This window comes from Enterobacter sp. JH25 (assembly GCF_021725435.1).
In the GTDB taxonomy this organism is placed as follows: domain Bacteria; phylum Pseudomonadota; class Gammaproteobacteria; order Enterobacterales; family Enterobacteriaceae; genus Enterobacter; species Enterobacter intestinihominis.
In genome coordinates, this window is sequence record NZ_CP091319.1 from 4157527 (window position 1) to 4175788 (window position 18262).

The 18262-nt window shown below is 52.5% G+C and carries 19 protein-coding genes; 5 read left to right on the forward strand and 14 right to left on the reverse strand.

What is annotated here, in order from left to right; translation table 11 throughout:
* Positions 1-2: 2 nt before the first annotated feature.
* The 11 genes from L2Y28_RS19980 to zapE form a co-directional block, all read right to left on the reverse strand.
* A complete protein-coding gene (locus tag L2Y28_RS19980) occupies positions 3-707 on the reverse strand; it encodes a DUF1120 domain-containing protein (protein WP_022649546.1) in 705 nt (234 codons plus the stop codon).
* Positions 704-1234, reverse strand: a complete 531-nt coding sequence (locus L2Y28_RS19985) for a hypothetical protein (protein ID WP_022649547.1) — start codon at positions 1232-1234, stop codon at positions 704-706. The genes L2Y28_RS19980 and L2Y28_RS19985 overlap by 4 nt, the downstream gene beginning before the upstream one ends.
* Entirely contained in the window at positions 1231-3618 is a 2388-nt protein-coding gene (locus L2Y28_RS19990) for a fimbrial biogenesis usher protein (RefSeq protein WP_022649548.1), read from the reverse strand. Before L2Y28_RS19990 ends, L2Y28_RS19985 begins: the two co-directional genes overlap by 4 nt.
* A 24-nt stretch (positions 3619-3642) precedes the next feature.
* Positions 3643-4314 (reverse strand): fimbria/pilus chaperone family protein, encoded by a 672-nt coding sequence (locus L2Y28_RS19995; RefSeq protein WP_022649549.1) that lies wholly within the window; start codon positions 4312-4314, stop codon positions 3643-3645.
* 147 nt (positions 4315-4461) lie between these two features.
* Positions 4462-5208, reverse strand: coding sequence for a DUF1120 domain-containing protein (locus L2Y28_RS20000; RefSeq protein ID WP_022649550.1), 747 nt, complete (start codon positions 5206-5208; stop codon positions 4462-4464).
* 49 nt (positions 5209-5257) lie between these two features.
* Positions 5258-5998 (reverse strand): DUF1120 domain-containing protein, encoded by a 741-nt coding sequence (locus tag L2Y28_RS20005; protein WP_022649551.1) that lies wholly within the window; start codon positions 5996-5998, stop codon positions 5258-5260.
* 269 nt (positions 5999-6267) lie between these two features.
* The gene (sspB, locus tag L2Y28_RS20010; protein WP_032622090.1) at positions 6268-6765 is read right to left on the reverse strand and encodes a ClpXP protease specificity-enhancing factor; all 498 of its coding nucleotides are present in this window, start codon (positions 6763-6765) and stop codon (positions 6268-6270) included.
* A gap of 5 nt (positions 6766-6770) precedes the next feature.
* The gene (gene sspA / locus L2Y28_RS20015; RefSeq protein WP_003860438.1) at positions 6771-7409 is read right to left on the reverse strand and encodes a stringent starvation protein SspA; all 639 of its coding nucleotides are present in this window, start codon (positions 7407-7409) and stop codon (positions 6771-6773) included.
* Between the two features lie 307 nt (positions 7410-7716).
* Positions 7717-8109 carry a 30S ribosomal protein S9 gene (gene rpsI / locus L2Y28_RS20020; protein ID WP_003860436.1) on the reverse strand — a complete coding sequence of 131 codons (393 nt, stop codon included), beginning with the start codon at positions 8107-8109 and terminating at the stop codon, positions 7717-7719.
* 15 nt (positions 8110-8124) lie between these two features.
* A complete protein-coding gene (gene rplM, locus L2Y28_RS20025) occupies positions 8125-8553 on the reverse strand; it encodes a 50S ribosomal protein L13 (RefSeq protein WP_003860434.1) in 429 nt (142 codons plus the stop codon).
* Positions 8554-9450: 897 nt separating this feature from the next.
* Positions 9451-10575: a cell division protein ZapE gene (zapE, locus tag L2Y28_RS20030; RefSeq protein ID WP_022649553.1), complete on the reverse strand. Its 1125-nt coding sequence runs from the start codon at positions 10573-10575 to the stop codon at positions 9451-9453.
* A gap of 189 nt (positions 10576-10764) precedes the next feature.
* On the opposite strand from zapE, the gene zapG reads away from it, so the two are divergent.
* From zapG to degS, 3 genes are all read left to right on the forward strand, one after another.
* Positions 10765-11163 (forward strand): Z-ring associated protein ZapG, encoded by a 399-nt coding sequence (gene zapG, locus L2Y28_RS20035; protein WP_022649554.1) that lies wholly within the window; start codon positions 10765-10767, stop codon positions 11161-11163.
* 170 nt (positions 11164-11333) lie between these two features.
* A complete protein-coding gene (gene degQ, locus L2Y28_RS20040) occupies positions 11334-12701 on the forward strand; it encodes a serine endoprotease DegQ (protein ID WP_022649555.1) in 1368 nt (455 codons plus the stop codon).
* 92 nt (positions 12702-12793) lie between these two features.
* On the forward strand, positions 12794-13861 hold the full coding sequence (degS, locus tag L2Y28_RS20045; RefSeq protein WP_003860430.1) for an outer membrane-stress sensor serine endopeptidase DegS: 1068 nt from the start codon (positions 12794-12796) through the stop codon (positions 13859-13861).
* A 51-nt stretch (positions 13862-13912) separates the two neighbouring features.
* Here degS and mdh read toward each other — a convergent pair whose 3' ends face one another.
* The gene (mdh, locus tag L2Y28_RS20050) at positions 13913-14851 is read right to left on the reverse strand and encodes a malate dehydrogenase (RefSeq protein ID WP_022649556.1); all 939 of its coding nucleotides are present in this window, start codon (positions 14849-14851) and stop codon (positions 13913-13915) included.
* A gap of 397 nt (positions 14852-15248) precedes the next feature.
* Here mdh and argR point away from each other — a divergent pair, with 397 nt between their 5' ends.
* Entirely contained in the window at positions 15249-15719 is a 471-nt protein-coding gene (argR, locus tag L2Y28_RS20055) for a transcriptional regulator ArgR (RefSeq protein WP_003860428.1), read from the forward strand.
* Positions 15720-16097: 378 nt separating this feature from the next.
* Positions 16098-16361 (forward strand): peroxide/acid stress response protein YhcN, encoded by a 264-nt coding sequence (yhcN, locus tag L2Y28_RS20060; RefSeq protein ID WP_006812160.1) that lies wholly within the window; start codon positions 16098-16100, stop codon positions 16359-16361.
* A 59-nt stretch (positions 16362-16420) separates the two neighbouring features.
* Here the strand turns inward: yhcN and L2Y28_RS20065 are convergent, their stop codons facing one another.
* Together L2Y28_RS20065 and L2Y28_RS20070 are read right to left on the reverse strand one after the other, a co-directional pair.
* Positions 16421-16693, reverse strand: a complete 273-nt coding sequence (locus L2Y28_RS20065; protein ID WP_022649557.1) for a barstar family protein — start codon at positions 16691-16693, stop codon at positions 16421-16423.
* 45 nt (positions 16694-16738) lie between these two features.
* Entirely contained in the window at positions 16739-18193 is a 1455-nt protein-coding gene (locus L2Y28_RS20070) for an NAD-dependent succinate-semialdehyde dehydrogenase (RefSeq protein WP_022649558.1), read from the reverse strand.
* Between the last annotated feature and the right edge of the window lie 69 nt (positions 18194-18262).

Below are 18262 nucleotides of genomic sequence, written 5' to 3' on the forward strand. Positions count from 1 at the left end.
GATTATAAATAGACCAGCGTAATCACCGCCTCGCCGTCCAGCTTGATCTCTTGCCCGCTGCCAAGCCCGTTGGCGACAGCGGCGCTCACCTGTAGCGGAACAACCGCCGATGAGATCGGCTGCGGAATATCCGTGCCTTTTTGCACAAACGTATAGAAAAAGTCCTGCTGGGTCGGCAAGGGCAATAGCGTCGTGCGCGTCCATGGACCATTTTTGGTCGCGGCCCCGGCGATCTCCACCTGAACAGCGGCACTTTCGTCGGCTGCCGTCACGCCTGCCGCGTTAATTTGCACCCCATAACTGCCAATCGGCTTCTGCTCGCTGGTCAATCCTAAACCAAACAGGCGGGTCGTATCACGCACATAGGCACCGTTATTTATCTGGAATTTTACCCCTTCTTGCCCGGATTTATCTTTGCCAACGACCACGGAACTGGCGCGGGTATCACGCGCGGTAATCGCAACTCCCGTAGAAGATTCACACGTCACCGATAGTGTAAGATCGCGAGTACCAAGCTGTGTGAATGCGCTGGAGGAGAGCGACCCCGCATAGCGCGTGCCGAAATCTGCCACACCGCCATTGCTCAACGCCGGTGTACAGGCGGCAGCGTCAACGGTGACATCCACATCAATATTGACCGTATCAGTTGCCCATACCGCTGAAGCGGCAGACATTCCGCAGAGTAATAGCGCTATACGCTTTTTCATTGTACATCCATCCTTACGCGTAAATTTCCGCGCCACACTTCTCTGTCCGTAATATGGTTACTTTTGAAGCGCGGTTTGATGGTAAGCGTGACAGACGCCGTTTTTCCCCGCAGCTCCTGACCGTTGATAAACGCAATCCCTTCGTTAAGCGCTGGCGCGATCTCTCTCACGCCGCCATTGGTAACCCACGGGTCACCGGCATGGATAGCCGCCAGATTGACTGTACGATCGTCCACCGTTGCCTGCGCGGCAGTAACGCGCATGACGCCGTTATCACCAAAACCAAATTCATGCCCTTTCGGTACGTTACTTCCCAGAAAGAGACGAATACGCGACGGTTCATCGCATATCACGTTCAGGACAATCTGTTTCTCCGGCATCTCAATCAACCTGTTCCCTTCCGCCTGGCGCTCTGCGGCACTCATACGGCCATAGCTGAGTTTTTGCTGGCTTGATACTAACTGGCAGTCAGCCATAGCATGCAGAGAAAACGCCATTGCGCACACGGCTAAAAAAAGCGCCTTCATTTACACACCTCATTGACAGTTTCATAGAATGTATCGGTATTTGCCTCTTTCGGAAGCTTCAGACCAAATGCACAGGTGCCGTTATCCAGTTTTGCCACCACCTGTTGAGCAGGTTCAACATCGTTAAAAAAGACCACGCCGTCATCCACTGAGGTCGTAAGATAATTTCCGTGCGAATCCTCAAGGGCGATCCCTTTCGGCAGCTTTTTACCGTTTGCCAGGGTAACGTTCACCAGTGCACGTCGCTGGGTTAACGCAGTAAAATCAAGATGCCCTACCGCTCCTTTGCCAAGCGTGACGACACGGGTTCCATTCCCGATATCCATATTTTTCGGCAATGTTTCCGTATCCACTTCTACCCGCGCTGGGCGCCAGGCTCCCACTGACGGTACCACTGCCTGACCACGGAAGTCGGTCCATACCGGCCCCTGGGGCGTGTCAATCCTCACACCGGAGACGGGTTTATCCAGAGCAGCGATCGCGAACGTGTCGCGGATCGCCCATGGAGAGAACGTAACGCCTTGTCCATGAACCGCGATGCCCCCCTGTAGCGATCCTGAATAGCTGCGGCTATTCTCGTTATCCGAACTGGCGCTCAGGCCAAGCTGCGTATAGTGAAGGTTGCTGCTTATCCCACCGTTTACATTATCGCGATTCGTGGCCTGATCGTGTTCAGCTCCCAGCGACCAGGATGTGGTATCACTTACGACGCCAAGCGCAGAGGCGCCATACCGCGTTTTATGGTCATCATGACGGCTGTACAGGCTAACGCTATTGCTGGCACCAAAAGGAATACTGAGGTTGACGTAGAACAGATCGCCATCATCCTCATTCTCCTCATCTGCACTCAACTGATGTTGCCAGTTCATGGAAATCGTGGCGTACTTGAATGACTTGTTCCAACCCGCAGAGATGAAGCGGGAATCATCTGACTTATCATAACCCTGCGTTTGGTAGTAGCTGGTGCTAAGCGTGCCTAAGTAGGGCACACTCCAGGTCAGCCCGGCGGAATACTCATTTTTATTACCGCTGTCGAAATCATCATCCAGTGCTTCAAAAAGTTCGCGATAGTCTTGCGATTTATGCGTAACAGAGGCGTTAGCCCCCATGCCAAATGCGGGGTCAGAACTCCATGTTGCCGATAGCGTGTACCTCTGCCCTTTCAGTGAATCTTTCGAATCGTTGGACTGGTTCGCCTGGAGTGAAACAAGCCAGGCTGGTAGCGGCACTGTATCAAGGCTGGTGGCGACAGCCTGGTAATCTTCGCCTACGATTGAGCCTGCGTTGACATTCACCCGTTCGCTTAGTTTCCAGCCTCCAGAAAGGCTGGCTACCCATGGCGTTTCACTATAGCTATCGCTCACTCGTCCCAGCGCGAAGTGATATCCTGAAGGCGCCCCTGCGCTCTGGTTATACAGCGCTGCGGGCACCACATAGCTGTGCTGGCTGCCATCGGTTTCCACTACCGTCACGTTCAGATCGCTAACGCCGTTACGTACCGGCACATCGGTGAGATTAAACGGCCCGACCGGCACCAGTGTGCTGTACACCAGAACATTTTGCTGACGCACTTCAATACGGGCCTGAGGCGTATTGGCGATACCGGACACGCTCACTCCGCTACCGCCCTGTTGTAAGGCGCTCTCCGGTGAAAGCTCGATACCATAGATTCCCGTTCCCTGAAGAAGGGAGTTATTGATATTGACCTCGCCCGCCCTCAGGGTACTTTTCAGGGGGACAAAAGTATGCTGCAAATAGGTCGACGAGTTATTACTCTCGAATTCTCCGTCGCTCCGGCTCAGCAGTTGCTGAGTACGTAAGATCCAGTCGTCGAAATTGACCCCACCGTCCAGCATGGCCTGTGAATAGTCAGAGTGCCCGTCACCAAACTCATTGCGCGAGGAGAGAAGAGAATAATTCAACAGCGCAGCAGTGCCACCGGAAGTATAAGCTCCGATATCCGATTCGCTGTTTGCTATCCGATCCGCCGGTACAACCAGACTTAGAGATTCTTGCGCAGGCGAAGCCTCCACAATAGCGCTCGGGATATGACCGGTATAATCGTAGCAGCCGAGCTCATAGTCAGAGGGAACTTTTAATCCTGCCTGCTCCATAAAAGGTTTGTCGAAACAGAGATCGCCGTTGTTGTCGAAACGAGCAATAACGTTGCCTTTATTATCACCATTCACCTTCAGGGCGACGGAAACGCTACCCGGTAAATACTTCGTCTTGCGAGAGAAATAATTTGATACGTCCGGGTTTATCCCCAGTGAACGAAGCGTTTCCTGATCAAAATTAATGGCAGCAGTCTCCATCTGCTGAGCCATCGCCTGGCCAGAACAGACCAGGCCAATGAGACAGGCGAGTAACGTTTTTTGCTGCATATCCTTTGCTGTCCTTATAGAGGCTTACTTCAAATCTGTAGTAAAGCGATCCCCTTTATAGCCGTAACGACTCGCCGGATAGAATTCAACTTTATTATCAGAGAAATTTGGTAATGTTGTTTTTATCGAGGTGTGAGGAAGGATGTAGGTCTTATCCAGCACACCCGCTTTTCCTGAGGGTAATGTTTTAAAGGATGCCGTTATACGAACAACGTAATCGCTGGGATTGTTGATAACCAGGCCATCACCCTTTTTGTTCCATGTCAAAAATTTCCATGGCTGCGTCTCCTCAGGTAGACCCGCAGGATGAATTACAACAGGAAGATCCTGGCGGATAGTCAACGCAACTTTATCTTCTCCTTTCTCCTTTGGAGGAATGCCTTCGAACGTGACGCGTTTAAGTTCTTCATACTTCATGGGTTTGCTGGTTTGCAGCAGAAAACGCATTCGCTGTGTTTCCCCGGCGTCGACACGGACTACAGGTTGAGAAACGATTAAACGAATAGATTTATCGCTATCAGGTAAATCTACAATGTTTGTATAAAGCAATGCAGGTTGCGAATCCGTATTTTTAACATTCATACTGGCTTCGCCTTTTTGTGCATCGACTAATAAAACCGATGTTTCTGGAACCATACCGGTGGCACAACACTTTGTCGCTACAGCCAACAACGCAAGATATAGAATTTTCTTCATGACTTTCCACTCACATAAATAAATAAAAATCATACCGGCATTATTTTTATTATTCTTGCGGCAGAGAAAGCTATTTTAATGCAAAAAAAGCGTGACAATGGCTTTTAAATACTCTAACCATTGCCACGTTAATTAAGCGTTAAATTATTAGAGATATACCAGACTAATGGTTGCGTTACCGTCCAGCGTAATTACGTCAGTCGTACCTAATACCGAGTTATCCTGCACTGCAGAGGTAACCAGCAACGGCACGCTAAGCTGTTTGAAGGCTTTTGGCTGCGTGGTACCGGCTGTTGCTACGGTATTCGCTTTTTGGTAGCCCGTGCAGCCATTAAGCGAGCAGAGGTAACCCAGGCCTGGCGCAACTTTCTCCCAGGAACGCTGGCCTTCAGTGATGCTCCCTGTTACCAGGGTGTCAACATTCGCGCCATCCGCTGTGACCGCTTCAGTATTGATGGCAACGGTGTAAGCACCAATGCTCACGCCAGCGGTGGTTTTACCCAGACCAAAGGCACCAGCGGTGTTGCTGAAGTCTGATTTATCCGTACCGCTACCTGCGATAAACGCGGTTGAAGACAGGTTAACGCGACTGTCCAGGCGGTTATCGGTGGAGGTAAAAGCAACGCTCATGTTGCTTTCGCAACTGATATTTAGCGTGATGCTTTTCTGCCCCAATTGTACCAGCTTGTTTGTCGCACCGGTCGGTGCAATATTTTGGTTCAGTACCGTTCCATAATCTACAACGCCGCCATCAGGCAGGGTCGGCGTACATGCAGCCGGGTTAATCGTACCGACAACTTTCAGCGTAACATCGTTAGCGGCCTGGGCAGCAAAAGCGGATAAACCGAAGGCTACGGCGACGGTTGCTGCCGAGAGTACTTTTTTAAATTCCATTATTTTCATTTCCCGATTTATTTTCTACAGCATTTAGCAATAACGAATATCAAAGATAAACAAGGCTCAGCGTGGCATTACCGTCAAGCGTGATAGTATCGCCTGTACCCAATACAGTGTTGTCCTGAAGCGCAGTTGTAATGCGTAACGGCATATTCATAACTTTAAAAGCTTTTGGTGTGGTGGTTCCCGATGCAGCAGCCGTAAAGACACGTGTCTGGCCTGTGCCACTGTTAACTGGTGCAAAAGCACCCGTACTGGATTTTACCCAGGTATAATTTGATGTATCGGTACCTGTGGCTGCAATGAGATCAGCGACAACACCATCTGTTGTTGTATTAACGGGATCTGCTGCAATTACATAGGAGCCAATATTCACACCCGCACTCGTTTTACCCAAGCCATAGGCGTTTCCTGAAGCGTTAGCATTTACATTATCGAAAAACCCATTTTCAATATAAGCGGCGCTCCCCAGGCCCACACGAGTATCATGGCGGTTATCCGTAGAAGTCACCCCAACGCTGGTATCGCTATCACAGGTAATAGTGAGAGTAATACTTTTAGCCCCCAACTGAACCAGTGTATTCGCCGTGCCAGTTGGATTGATGGTAGAAGCTGGCATTGTGCCATAATCTACCACTCCACCGTTTGGCAGTGAGGGTACGCAGGAACCAGGAACGATATTACCAATAACTTTCAACGTCACATCATTAGCAGCGTGTGCATTTGACATGGCGAGGGCTGCACAAATAGCAGCAGATGAAAATAATTTTTTAAAAGTGATATTCATAATTTGTCCTTAAAAGAAAATCCGTTTTTGTTAACGCACATATATATTTTCACAGGGTGATATCGGATACAATCAAATTAAAATAAAACATTATTGAAGATAAATTTAACTGTCCTACAGAAAATAACCCAACAAGATTAATCCCATGCCAATTAATAGACCGATATCTTTTGCAAAGACACAAGTTTTTTAGAGAGTAATTTTATGCAGAAAATAAAAAAACCTGCACAGTTGTGCAGGTTCGGAAAAAATATTGTGCTTTATGAAGTTTATTTGACGACACGGAGTGCCGGACGACCACCGCGCGGAGGCGGATCGTCATCAGGGTCATTGTCGTCGTGATGGTCGGGTTTATCGCCATCAATCACAGACATTACCGTGTCGCTTTCACGTTCATCGGATGTCCCATCATCGTTCAGGCTGGCGACCTCTTCATCATAAGCCGCTTCCGGTTCGAACATGGTACCTGCACCGTTTTCACGGGCGTAGATAGCCAGAACCGCAGCCAGCGGAACGGAAACCTGACGCGGCACGCCGCCGAAACGCGCATTAAAGCGCACTTCGTCGTTCGCCAGTTCCAGGTTACCCACTGCACGTGGCGCAATATTCAGTACAATCTGTCCGTCGCGTGCGTATTCCATTGGAACCTGCACGCCCGGCAACGTCACATCCACAACCAGGTGCGGCGTGAGCTGGTTATCCAGCAGCCATTCATAGAAGGCGCGCAGCAGATACGGACGGCGTGGTGAAAGTTGTGACATTTCCACAGTCATTAGCCTCGGCCGAGACGCATTTCGCGCTCCGGTTCAGTTAAGGATGCCAGGAAAGAGTCGCGTTCGAATACGCGAGTCATGTAGCCTTTCAGCTCTTTCGCGCCAGGACCGCTGAATTCTACGCCCAGGGTTGGCAGGCGCCACAGCAGCGGTGCCAGGTAGCAATCTACCAGGCTGAACTCATCGCTCAGGAAGAAAGGTTTTTGACCAAATACCGGCGCAATCGCCAGCAGCTCTTCACGCAGCTGTTTACGCGCAGCATCCGCTTCTGAAGAGGAACCGTTAACGATAACGTTCATCAGCGAGTACCAGTCTTTCTCGATACGCTGCATGTACAGGCGGCTTTCACCACGCGCAACAGGGTAAACAGGCATCAGCGGCGGATGCGGGAAACGCTCATCCAGGTATTCCATAATGATACGGGATTCCCACAGGGTCAGCTCACGATCCACCAGCGTCGGTACGCTTTGGCTCGGGTTGAGATCGATCAGATCCTGAGGCGGGTTATCCTTTTCCACATGCTCGATCTCAAAACTGACACCCTTCTCGGCCAGCACGATACGAACCTGATGGCTATAAATGTCAGTAGGACCAGAAAACAGCGTCATTACCGAACGTTTGTTGGCAGCGACAGCCATGAAAACCTCCAGGTATATTCAGAATTTTTACTGCTACCAGCCCAACGGGGCCAGCCAGATGATGTATCGCCCATCCCAGAGAAAACACATTGTTCAAGAATCGAACAAAAATCGAGTATTCACCGATATTTGGGCATAAAATTGGATGATAGTTTACCAGATTTTGATGGCTTTGTGGTGAGGGGATGCCGGAAATGTGGAAAAAGAGAAGATATATGAAATGTTACTGTGGATAACCTGCGCATTATCCATAAAAAAACCCGCCGAAGCGGGTTTTTCGCCAATCGTTCTGCGTAAGCAGAATAGATTAACGTTTGGAGAACTGTGGACGACGACGTGCTTTACGCAGACCCACTTTCTTACGTTCAACCTGACGAGCGTCACGAGTAACGAAGCCAGCTTTACGCAGTTCAGAACGCAGGGATTCGTCGTACTCCATCAGCGCGCGGGTGATACCGTGACGGATCGCACCTGCCTGACCGGAGATACCACCACCTTTAACGGTGATGTACAGATCCAGTTTTTCTACCATATCAACCAGTTCCAGCGGCTGGCGAACTACCATGCGGGCAGTTTCGCGACCGAAGTATTGTTCCAGAGAACGCTGGTTAATTACGATTTTACCACTGCCCGGTTTAATGAAAACGCGAGCTGCGGAACTTTTGCGGCGACCAGTGCCGTAGTATTGATTTTCAGCCATTGCCTATAATCCCGATTAGATGTCAAGAACTTGCGGTTGCTGTGCCGCGTGGTTGTGCTCGTTGCCTGCGTAAACTTTCAGTTTACGGAACATAGCACGACCCAGCGGGCCTTTTGGCAGCATGCCTTTAACCGCGATTTCAATCACACGCTCAGGACGGCGGGCAATCATCTCTTCAAAGGTCGCTTCTTTGATACCACCGATGTGGCCGGTGTGGTGGTAGTACATTTTGTCAGTACGCTTGTTGCCGGTAACAGCAACTTTGTCAGCGTTCAGAACGATGATGTAATCACCGGTATCAACGTGCGGAGTATATTCCGCTTTATGCTTACCGCGCAGGCGACGAGCCAGTTCAGTAGCCAGACGGCCCAGAGTTTTACCGGTCGCGTCAACAACATACCAGTCGCGCTGTACGGTTTCTGGTTTAGCTGTAAAAGTTTTCATTAAAAGCTTACCCAAATAATAAGTTACACGTTGGTGAACACCCAAACGTTTAGTCAGTTGAGGTTCACACGACAAAGTCCGGCAAACCTACCCCTTCGAATAGCACATGCCGACACATAGAAAGTTTCGGGAAAAAAACCTTCTCGTAACGTGGGGTCGCAAGATTATAGAGAAGTTGAGGTCAAAGATCGACCCTTAAATGTGATTTGGGATGGGTTTTTCGGGGCTACGTATTGTGCGGTCTGGTGCCCTCACCCCCAGCCCCTCTCCCACAGGGAGAGGGTAGCGTTTGTTAAGGTCTGGTGCCCTCACCCCCAGCCCCTCTCCCACAGGGAGAGGGTAGCGTTTGTTAAGGCTTGGTGCCCTCACCCACAGCCCCTCTCCCACGGGGAGAGGGTAGCGTTTGTTAAGGCCTGGTGCCCTCACCCACAGCCCCTCTCCCACGGGGCTGAGGGTTCCCCACAAATTAATGCGAGCACTGAGCAATCCCCTCGCCCCTCAGGGGAGAGGGTTAGGGTGAGGGGAACATACGGCGGTGGTGGTCATTCCGTTCACTTTATGTTCCTTGCTACTCTGTAACGACATGACCGGTGAACGTGCCAGGGTGGCTCAGTCGCCACCACCCTGGCGACCCAGGCTCCCGGCGGTAAATCGCCGCTTCGCGGTGCCCTCGGCTTATTCCTTCCGGCTTATCGGGTACGGGCGGAGGCAACGTCCCTGTAAAGCCGCCCTCTCGGCGCATCCCTGCGCCTCGCCCCGGCCTGCAGGAAACGCCTCAGCGATTTACAGCCGGACCAGGGCATCGCTGACAGCCCTCAGTCATTTAGAAAGCAACTTTATTGCTTCTGCATAAAAAAATTACTGGGGATCCCTCAGCCCACGGGGAGAGGGTAGCATTTATGGCATATGCTCACGCTTGAGGTACTCTTCGCTCTGCATCTCTTGCAGGCGCGACAGGCAGCGCTGGAACTCAAACTTCAGGCGCTCGCCCTGATAGATCTCATATAAAGGCACCTCGGCACTGACTACCAGCTTGACGTGGCGCTCATAAAACTCGTCCACCAGCGCGATGAAGCGGCGCGCTTCGCTCTCCATGAGTGGGGTCATGACGGGCACATCCCATAACATAACGGTATGGAACAGACGCGAAAGCGCAATGTAGTCATGCTGGCTGCGGGCGTCCACGCAGAGCGTTGCAAACGAGACGGCCAGCGTCTGGTTCTCTACGCCAAGCGTCGGCAACGGACGATGATTAATCTCCAGCGCTGGTGCGTTATCCCGCGGCGCCCCTGCCAACGCCAGCCAGAGTTTATCCATCTCGCTGGCTGTGTCGGCGTTCAGCGGTGAAAGCCACAGGTGCGCCTGCGTCAGCGTGCGCAAACGATAGTCGACGCCAGCGTCGACATTCATGATGTCGCAGTGCTGCTTAATGGCATCTATTGCTGGCAGGAAACGCGCCCGCTGGAGACCGTTGCGATAAAGCTCATCCGGCGGGATATTTGAGGTCGCCACCAGGGTGATCCCACGCGCAAACAGCGCTTTCATCAGCCCCCCCAACAGCATCGCGTCCGTAATATCGGAAACAAAGAATTCGTCGAAGCAGAGTACGTCCGTTTCCGCCTTGAAGCGGTCCGCCACGATTTCCAGCGGGTCGGTTTCGCCCTGGAGCGCCGTCAGCTCTTCATGGACCCGGAGCATAAAACGGTGAAAGTGCAGACGCTGCTTACGCGTGCCGGGCAGGCTCTGGTAGAACATGTCCATCAGCCAGGTCTTACCCCGTCCAACGCCGCCCCACATATATAAGCCACGAACCGGTGCGTTTACCGTGGGCTCTTTTTTGCCCAGTAAACGGCCGAATGCCGCCTTCAGCCCACTGCTCTGCACCGCATCGGCGGGTTTCGCCAGAAGCTCCTGGTAAATCGTGTCCAGGCGGTTTACCGCTTCACGCTGGACATCATCCGGCTGGTGTGTGCCCTCACTCAGGGCGAGTTGGTAACGCGATGATGGGGACAGGTTTTGCATGATGTTATTGTTATTCCTTTAGTTAAACCTCATCAGCGCGCGTGGCTGATGAAAAAAAGGCCGTTCTACACTACGCGATGATACGTCAGGATTCCACTTCTGCGGAAATAGCGGTTATAGTGGCATAATCAGGCACAGGCAGGAGCCGAGCCAACACCCTACGGAACAACAAGACAACGGGAGAAGTTCATGACCTGGGAATATGCGCTAATCGGTTTAGTCGTCGGCATCATCATTGGTGCTGTGGCCATGCGTTTCGGTAACCGCAAATTGCGTCAGCAGCAGTCACTGCAATACGAACTGGAAAAGAACAAAGCCGAACTGGAAGAATACCGCGAAGAGCTGGTCAGCCACTTTGCCCGTAGCGCTGAGCTGCTGGACAACATGGCGACAGATTATCGCCAGCTCTACCAGCACATGGCGAAAAGCTCCAGCAGCCTGCTGCCGGAAATGACCGCGGAGAGCAACCCCTTCCGCAATCGTCTGGCGGACTCTGAGGCCGGTAACGATCAGGCACCGGTTCAGATGCCACGCGACTATTCAGACGGCGCGTCCGGCCTGCTGCGCGGTGGCGTAAAGCGCGATTAATCGCACAACCTGAATAAATTTTACGGGCGCACCTTATGCGCCCGTCCTTTCTTCCCGTCCCCAGCTATTATTTAGTCAAACACCTCATTGTTCAGCGGTTGAAAATTCAATAACATCAAGATGTTTTTGGGGCCGTTCTTTTTCATTCCAGGATACGAGAGTCAGCATCGATGAAGAAAAAAAACCAGCTGTTGAGCGCCTTAGCGTTAAGTGTCGGGTTATCTCTCTCGGCGTCCTTCCCCGCCAGTGCGGCACTACCTTCGCAGGTGCCAGGACAAGAAGCCATTCCCAGCCTTGCGCCGATGCTTGAAAAAGTCCTGCCTGCGGTAGTCAGCGTTCAGGTGGAAGGGACGGCACGCCAAAGCCAGCGTATTCCCGAAGAGCTGAAGAAATATTTTGGCGAAGAGGCGCCGGATCAGCAGGCTCAGCCGTTTGAAGGCCTTGGTTCAGGCGTGATTATCGACGCGGCCAAAGGCTATATCCTGACCAATAACCACGTGATCAGCCAGGCTGATAAAATCAGCGTTCAGCTGAACGATGGCCGGGAGTTTGACGCCAAACTGATCGGCGGTGACGATCAGAGTGATATCGCCCTGCTACAGGTGCAAAACCCCAGCAACCTGACCCAGATCGCCATCGCCGATTCCGATAAGCTGCGCGTGGGTGATTTTGCCGTCGCGGTCGGTAATCCGTTCGGTTTAGGGCAGACCGCCACCTCCGGGATTGTCTCTGCCCTGGGGCGCAGCGGCCTGAATCTCGAAGGGCTGGAAAATTTCATCCAGACCGATGCCTCCATCAACCGGGGCAACTCCGGCGGTGCGCTGCTTAACCTGAACGGCGAACTGATCGGCATTAATACCGCTATCCTCGCACCAGGCGGCGGCAGCATCGGGATTGGTTTTGCCATTCCGAGTAACATGGCGAAAACCCTGTCTCAACAGCTGATACAGTTTGGCGAGGTTAAGCGCGGGCTGCTGGGCATTAAAGGCATGGAGATGAGCGCCGATATCGCCAAAGCCTTTAAGCTCAACGTCCAGCGCGGGGCGTTTGTCAGCGAAGTGCTGCCCAACTCAGGATCTGCGAAAGCGGGCGTGAAATCCGGTGACGTTATTGTCAGCCTGAACGATAAACCGCTGAGCAGCTTCGCTGAATTACGTTCGCGTATTGCCACCACGGAGCCTGGCGCTAAAGTGAAGCTGGGCCTGATCCGCGAGGGCAAACCGCTGACCGTGGAAGTGACACTGGACAAGAGCACCTCCTCTTCCGCCAGTGCAGAACAGATCTCCCCGGCGCTACAGGGCGCAACGCTGAGCGACGGTCAGCTTAAAGACGGCACGAAAGGCATTTCTGTCACTGCCGTTGAGAAGAGCAGCCCGGCCGCGCAGGCAGGTTTACATCAGGACGACGTGATCGTGGGCGTGAACCGCACTCGCGTGCAGTCTATTGCCGAAATGCGCAAGGTGCTGGAGAGTAAACCGGCGGTCATTGCCCTGCAAATTATCCGTGGCAACGACACCCTCTACATTTTACTGCGTTAACCATTTGCGACTCCGGGCATCGCCGCTGCGTGTGATGTCCGGATAACTCATGTTATGCTGCAAACCGTTCCTTTTTTAACGACACACGCATCATGCTTTTAAAGCTCTTTCGTTCAATTGTCATTGGTTTGATCGTTGCCGGTCTGCTGCTGGTGGCTATGCCATCTTTACGCCAGTTCAACAAACTGTCGGCTCCTCAGTTCGACAGCACGGATGAAACGCCTGCAACGTACAATCAGGCGGTACGCCGTGCCGCCCCCGCCGTGGTTAACGTCTATAACCGCGGGCTTAACAGTTCCGCTCATAACCAGCTGGAGATCCGCACGCTCGGTTCCGGTGTGATCATGGATGACCGGGGTTACATCATCACCAATAAACACGTGATCAACGATGCCGACCAGATTATCGTCGCCTTGCAGGATGGCCGCGTGTTTGAAGCCCTGCTGGTGGGGTCGGACAGCCTGACCGATCTGGCGGTGCTGAAGATCAACGCCACGGGCGGTCTGCCGACTATCCCGATTAATCGCAAACGAACGCCGCACATCGGCGATGTGGTGCTGGCGATCGGTAACCCGTACAACCTGGGCCAGACCATCACTCAGGGGATCATCAGCGCGACAGGTCGAATTGGACTGAACCCGTCAGGGCGGCAGAACTTCCTGCAAACCGATGCCTCGATCAACCACGGTAACTCCGGCGGTGCGCTGGTGAACTCTCTGGGCGAACTGATGGGCATTAATACCCTCTCCTTCGACAAGAGCAACGATGGTGAAACACCGGAAGGGATTGGCTTTGCCATTCCGTTCCAGCTGGCGACCAAGATCATGGACAAGCTGATCCGCGATGGCCGCGTGATCCGTGGCTACATCGGTATTGGCGGGCGTGAAATCGCGCCGATGCATACGCAGGGCGGTGGTATCGATCAGATCCAGGGGATTGTGGTCAACGAAGTGGCACCTGGCGGCCCGGCGGCCAATGCAGGTATCCAGGTGAACGACGTTATTCTTTCCGTCAACGGCACGCCGGCGGTCTCTGCGCTTGAAACGATGGACCAGGTGGCGGAAATTCGACCGGGCTCTATCATCCCCGTAGAAGTCATGCGTAATGACAAGAAGCTCACGATTCAGGTCACCATCCAGGAATACCCGGCCACTAACTGACGGGCATAAAAAAACGGAGCTTAGCGCTCCGTTTTTTTTACCGGGACAAGATCACTTGTTAACGAACTCTTCGCCCAGCGTGATGTCTTTCTTCAGCGTATCCAGCATGCCTTCCATCGCGTTTTGCTCAAACGCGCTCAGCGTGCCGATAGACTTACGCTCTTCAACGCCGTTTTTACCCAGCAGCAGCGGCTGAGAGAAGAAGCGCGCGTGTTCACCGTCGCCTTCTACGTAAGCGCATTCAACCACGTTTTTCTCGCCCTGCAGCGCGCGAACCAGAGACAGGCCGAAACGCGCCGCCGCCTGGCCCATAGACAGGGTTGCAGAACCGCCACCCGCCTTCGCTTCCACCACTTCGGTGCCTGCATTCTGAATACGTTTGGTCAGGTCAGCCACTTCCTGCTCGGTGAAGCTCACGCCCGGGATCTGCGACAGCAGAGGCAGGATGGTCACGCCAGAGTGTCCGCCGATAACCGGCACTTCCACTTCCGTTGGCTGCTTGCCTTTCAGCTCAGCCACGAAGGTATTGGAACGGATGATATCCAGCGTAGTTACGCCGAACAGTTTGTTCTTGTCGTAAACGCCCGCTTTCTTCAGCACTTCTGCTGCGATGGCAACGGTGGTGTTCACCGGGTTGGTGATGATACCGATGCACGCTTTCGGGCAGGTTTCAGCGATCTGCTGAACCAGGTTTTTCACGATGCCCGCGTTGACGTTGAACAGGTCTGAACGATCCATACCCGGTTTACGTGCAACACCCGCGGAGATCAGCACCACATCGGCATTCTGCAACGCAGGACGCGCATCTTCACCGGAGAAGCCTTTGATTTTCACAGCTGTCGGGATGTGGCTCAGGTCAACCGCCACACCTGGGGTTACCGGAGCAATATCGTACAGGGAGAGTTCTGAGCCTGAAGGCAGTTGGGTTTTCAGTAGTAGGGCAAGCGCCTGGCCGATACCACCAGCAGCGCCGAGGACTGCGACTTTCATCCTAAACTCCTTATTATGGTTAACTTAAGTATCTGTAACTCCGTTGCGGCGACCATAATTCAGCACGTCATTAATTACAATTTTCATCGCTAAAGAATTTGAGGTCGCACGTCTTTGACCTTCACCCGAATGCTATCAGGCTGTGGGCAACAACGAATTAAGAGGGGGTTACAATACACCCTGCCACGCCACCAAAACAACATCATTTTGATAACATTTAATTTACTTTTAAGCTTATTTGCGCGGCGTGACCCAGGCATGTTTTCTGATAACGAAATCTGATAAAATCTCTCCCTTTCATAACATTATTTCAGCCTGGTGCCAGGTAGATAATTTGCATAAAAATTCATCCACATGCATAATAATGTTGTTTCTATCGTTATATTCCGGGTGACTTATGCGAAGCTCGTCTAAGCAAGAAGAATTAGTGAAAGCGTTTAAAGCGCTACTCAAAGAAGAGAAATTCAGTTCTCAGGGAGAAATTGTTCAGGCGTTGCAGGAGCAAGGCTTCGACAACATCAACCAGTCGAAGGTCTCCCGCATGTTAACCAAGTTTGGTGCAGTGCGTACGCGCAACGCCAAAATGGAGATGGTTTATTGCCTGCCTGCTGAACTTGGCGTGCCAACGACCTCCAGCCCGCTGAAAAACCTGGTTCTGGACATTGACTATAACGATGCCGTGGTCGTGATCCACACCAGCCCGGGTGCAGCCCAGCTGATTGCCCGCCTGCTGGACTCGCTGGGTAAAGCAGAGGGGATCCTCGGGACCATCGCCGGCGATGACACCATTTTTACGACCCCGGCAAATGGTTTCTCGGTGAAAGACCTCTACGAAGCGATTCTGGTCCTGTTCGAACAGGAGCTGTAATCTTCTGCCCCGTAGCGCCTGGCTGCGGGGATCATTCTGCGGCCGCCTCGTTTTACCCTGCTTTTCTCTGCCTGCTGCTTTTGCAAATAGTGCTTTTTACCGCCTGTTAACATTCATTCAGTGAATGATCTGCCGTAAAATCGCACTAAAAATCAAAGCCGCCTATCCAATTGATTTACATAATAAAAAATCATAACACCTGCAGAGTAACGCCCTTTTTTATTCATTCCCGTTATAAAAAATGATGTTTTTAACACGTAATAACAGGCGAAACCATTAGTCTGGTATTAATTTTTTCCGTGATTAGTGTATACTTGATTTTGTGATGAGGGTCACAGAACAAAGACCCCAGTAAAATAATTGACGAGGTAAATAATCATGAAAATTAAAACCACTGTAGCTGCCCTGAGCGTACTGTCAGTCCTGTCATTCGGTGCGTTTGCAGCCGACACTATTAACGCCGAACAGGCACAATCCCGTCAGGCTATCGGGACCGTTTCTGTTGGTGCCATCGGTACTTCTCCGATGGACATGCACGAAATGCTGAACAAAAAAGCGGAAGAACAGGGTGCGTCATCTTATCGCATCATCGAAGCGCGCAGTGGCGACCACTGGCACGCTACCGCAGAACTGTACAAATAAACCCTCGTCGTATCTCATCATACGACTTGCCCCTGACCTCCCGGTCAGGGGCTTTTTTATCACTGGCGCACGTTGAAACGCAGTTGCCCTTCCAGCTCCTCCTCCGCTTCATCAAACAATAAAATCAATGCGCCAAAGCGTCTGCGCAGTTTTTCAGGCAGATGGGTAAATTCGATCTCCAGCGGTAACGGCAGCCTGTCGCCGGTAACCACATCCCATAGCATATCAAGATTGTTTACGCTGCCCCGCTCCAGGTCGAACGCCCGGATAAACTCGCGGTAGAAGTCTTCCTGACTATCAATTTCGTCAAAATCAAAGGTATAAATTTTCATTGCCAGCCACCCGGTACAGGCGGGCGGCAGATGCCGCCCTGTCTATTATAAGCCCCCGATATGCAGGGTTTTAACTTCCAGAAACTCCTCCAGCCCCAGCACGGACCCCTCGCGCCCCAGCCCGGACTCTTTTACGCCCCCAAACGGACCCAGCTCGGTCGAGACCGCACATTCATTAATTCCGATCATGCCGCTCTCAATGGCCTGTGAGACGCGGAACACGCGCGAGAGATTCTGGGTATAAAAGTAGGCCGCCAGCCCGTAAGGCGTATTGTTAGCGCGCATAACCACTTCGTCTTCCGACGTGAAGCGGAAGCAGGCGGCAACGGGACCAAAGGTCTCCTCTTCTGCCAGCTTCATGCCTTCATGGCAGTCACCGAGTACGGTTGGCATCCAGAAGTTGCCGCCAAGTTCGTGCGGTTTACCCCCAGCCAGCACCGTGGCCCCCTTCGCTACCGCATCTTCGACGTGCTCACGGACTTTCTCGACAGCCGAAGGCTCAATCAGCGGGCCGACAACGACGCCCTCGTCCAGACCGTTACCCACCTTCAGCGCCTTCACCGCATCGGCAAGCTGATTGACAAACTTGTCATAGACCGTCTCCTGAATATAGAAACGGTTTACGCTGACGCAGACCTGCCCGGCGTTACGGAATTTATTGGCGATGGCGCCTTTGACGGCGGCCTCAATATCCGCGTCCTCGAAAACGATATACGGCGCATTGCCGCCCAGCTCCATCGATACCTTTTTCATGGTCTCAGCGGAATTGCGAACCAGCGTTTTCCCGACGGCGGTTGACCCCGTAAACGAGATTTTGCGCACGTCATGGCTGGCCATAATGGCGTCGCTAATTTCTGAGGTGCTCCCCGCGACCGCATTCAGCACACCATCCGGCACACCGGCCTGCTTCGCCAGCGTCAGCAGCGCAAAGGCGCTCAGCGGCGTGTTGTTTGCAGGCTTGATGACGCCGGTACATCCTGCTGCCAGCGCCGGGCCGAGCTTACGGGTGAGCATAGCCATCGGGAAATTCCATGGCGTGATAGCAGCAACCACCCCAACAGGTTCACGAGTGGCCAGAATACGGGAGCCGGGTTTAACCGGAGGAATGATTTCACCGTTAGCGCGCTTGGCCTGCTCCGCAAACCACTGAATAAAGCTGGCAGCGTAGTCCACCTCGCCCTCAGCCTCTTTCAGCGGCTTGCCCTGCTCGGTGGTCATCAGCCGCCCGAGCCAGCTTTTGTTCTCGATAATCAGTTCATACCAGCGATAGAGGATCGCGGAACGCTCTTTTGCCGTTTTTGCGCGCCATGCGGGAAAGGCTTTCGTCGCGGCCGCAATGGCCTCTTCGGTTTCGGCTTTCCCTGCTTTCGCCACTTTCGCAACCACCTCGCCCGTGGCCGGGTTTAGCACATCAAACGTGGTGTCGAGTGTTTTCCAGATACCGTTAACCAGATACCCGGTCTGAAAAAGAATACTGTCCTGAAGAGCCTGGGTTGTCATGTGTCCTCCCTTCCTGAATGTTTGAACCTGCAAGAATAAGTATAGCCACAAAAAAACCGACGCTTTTGG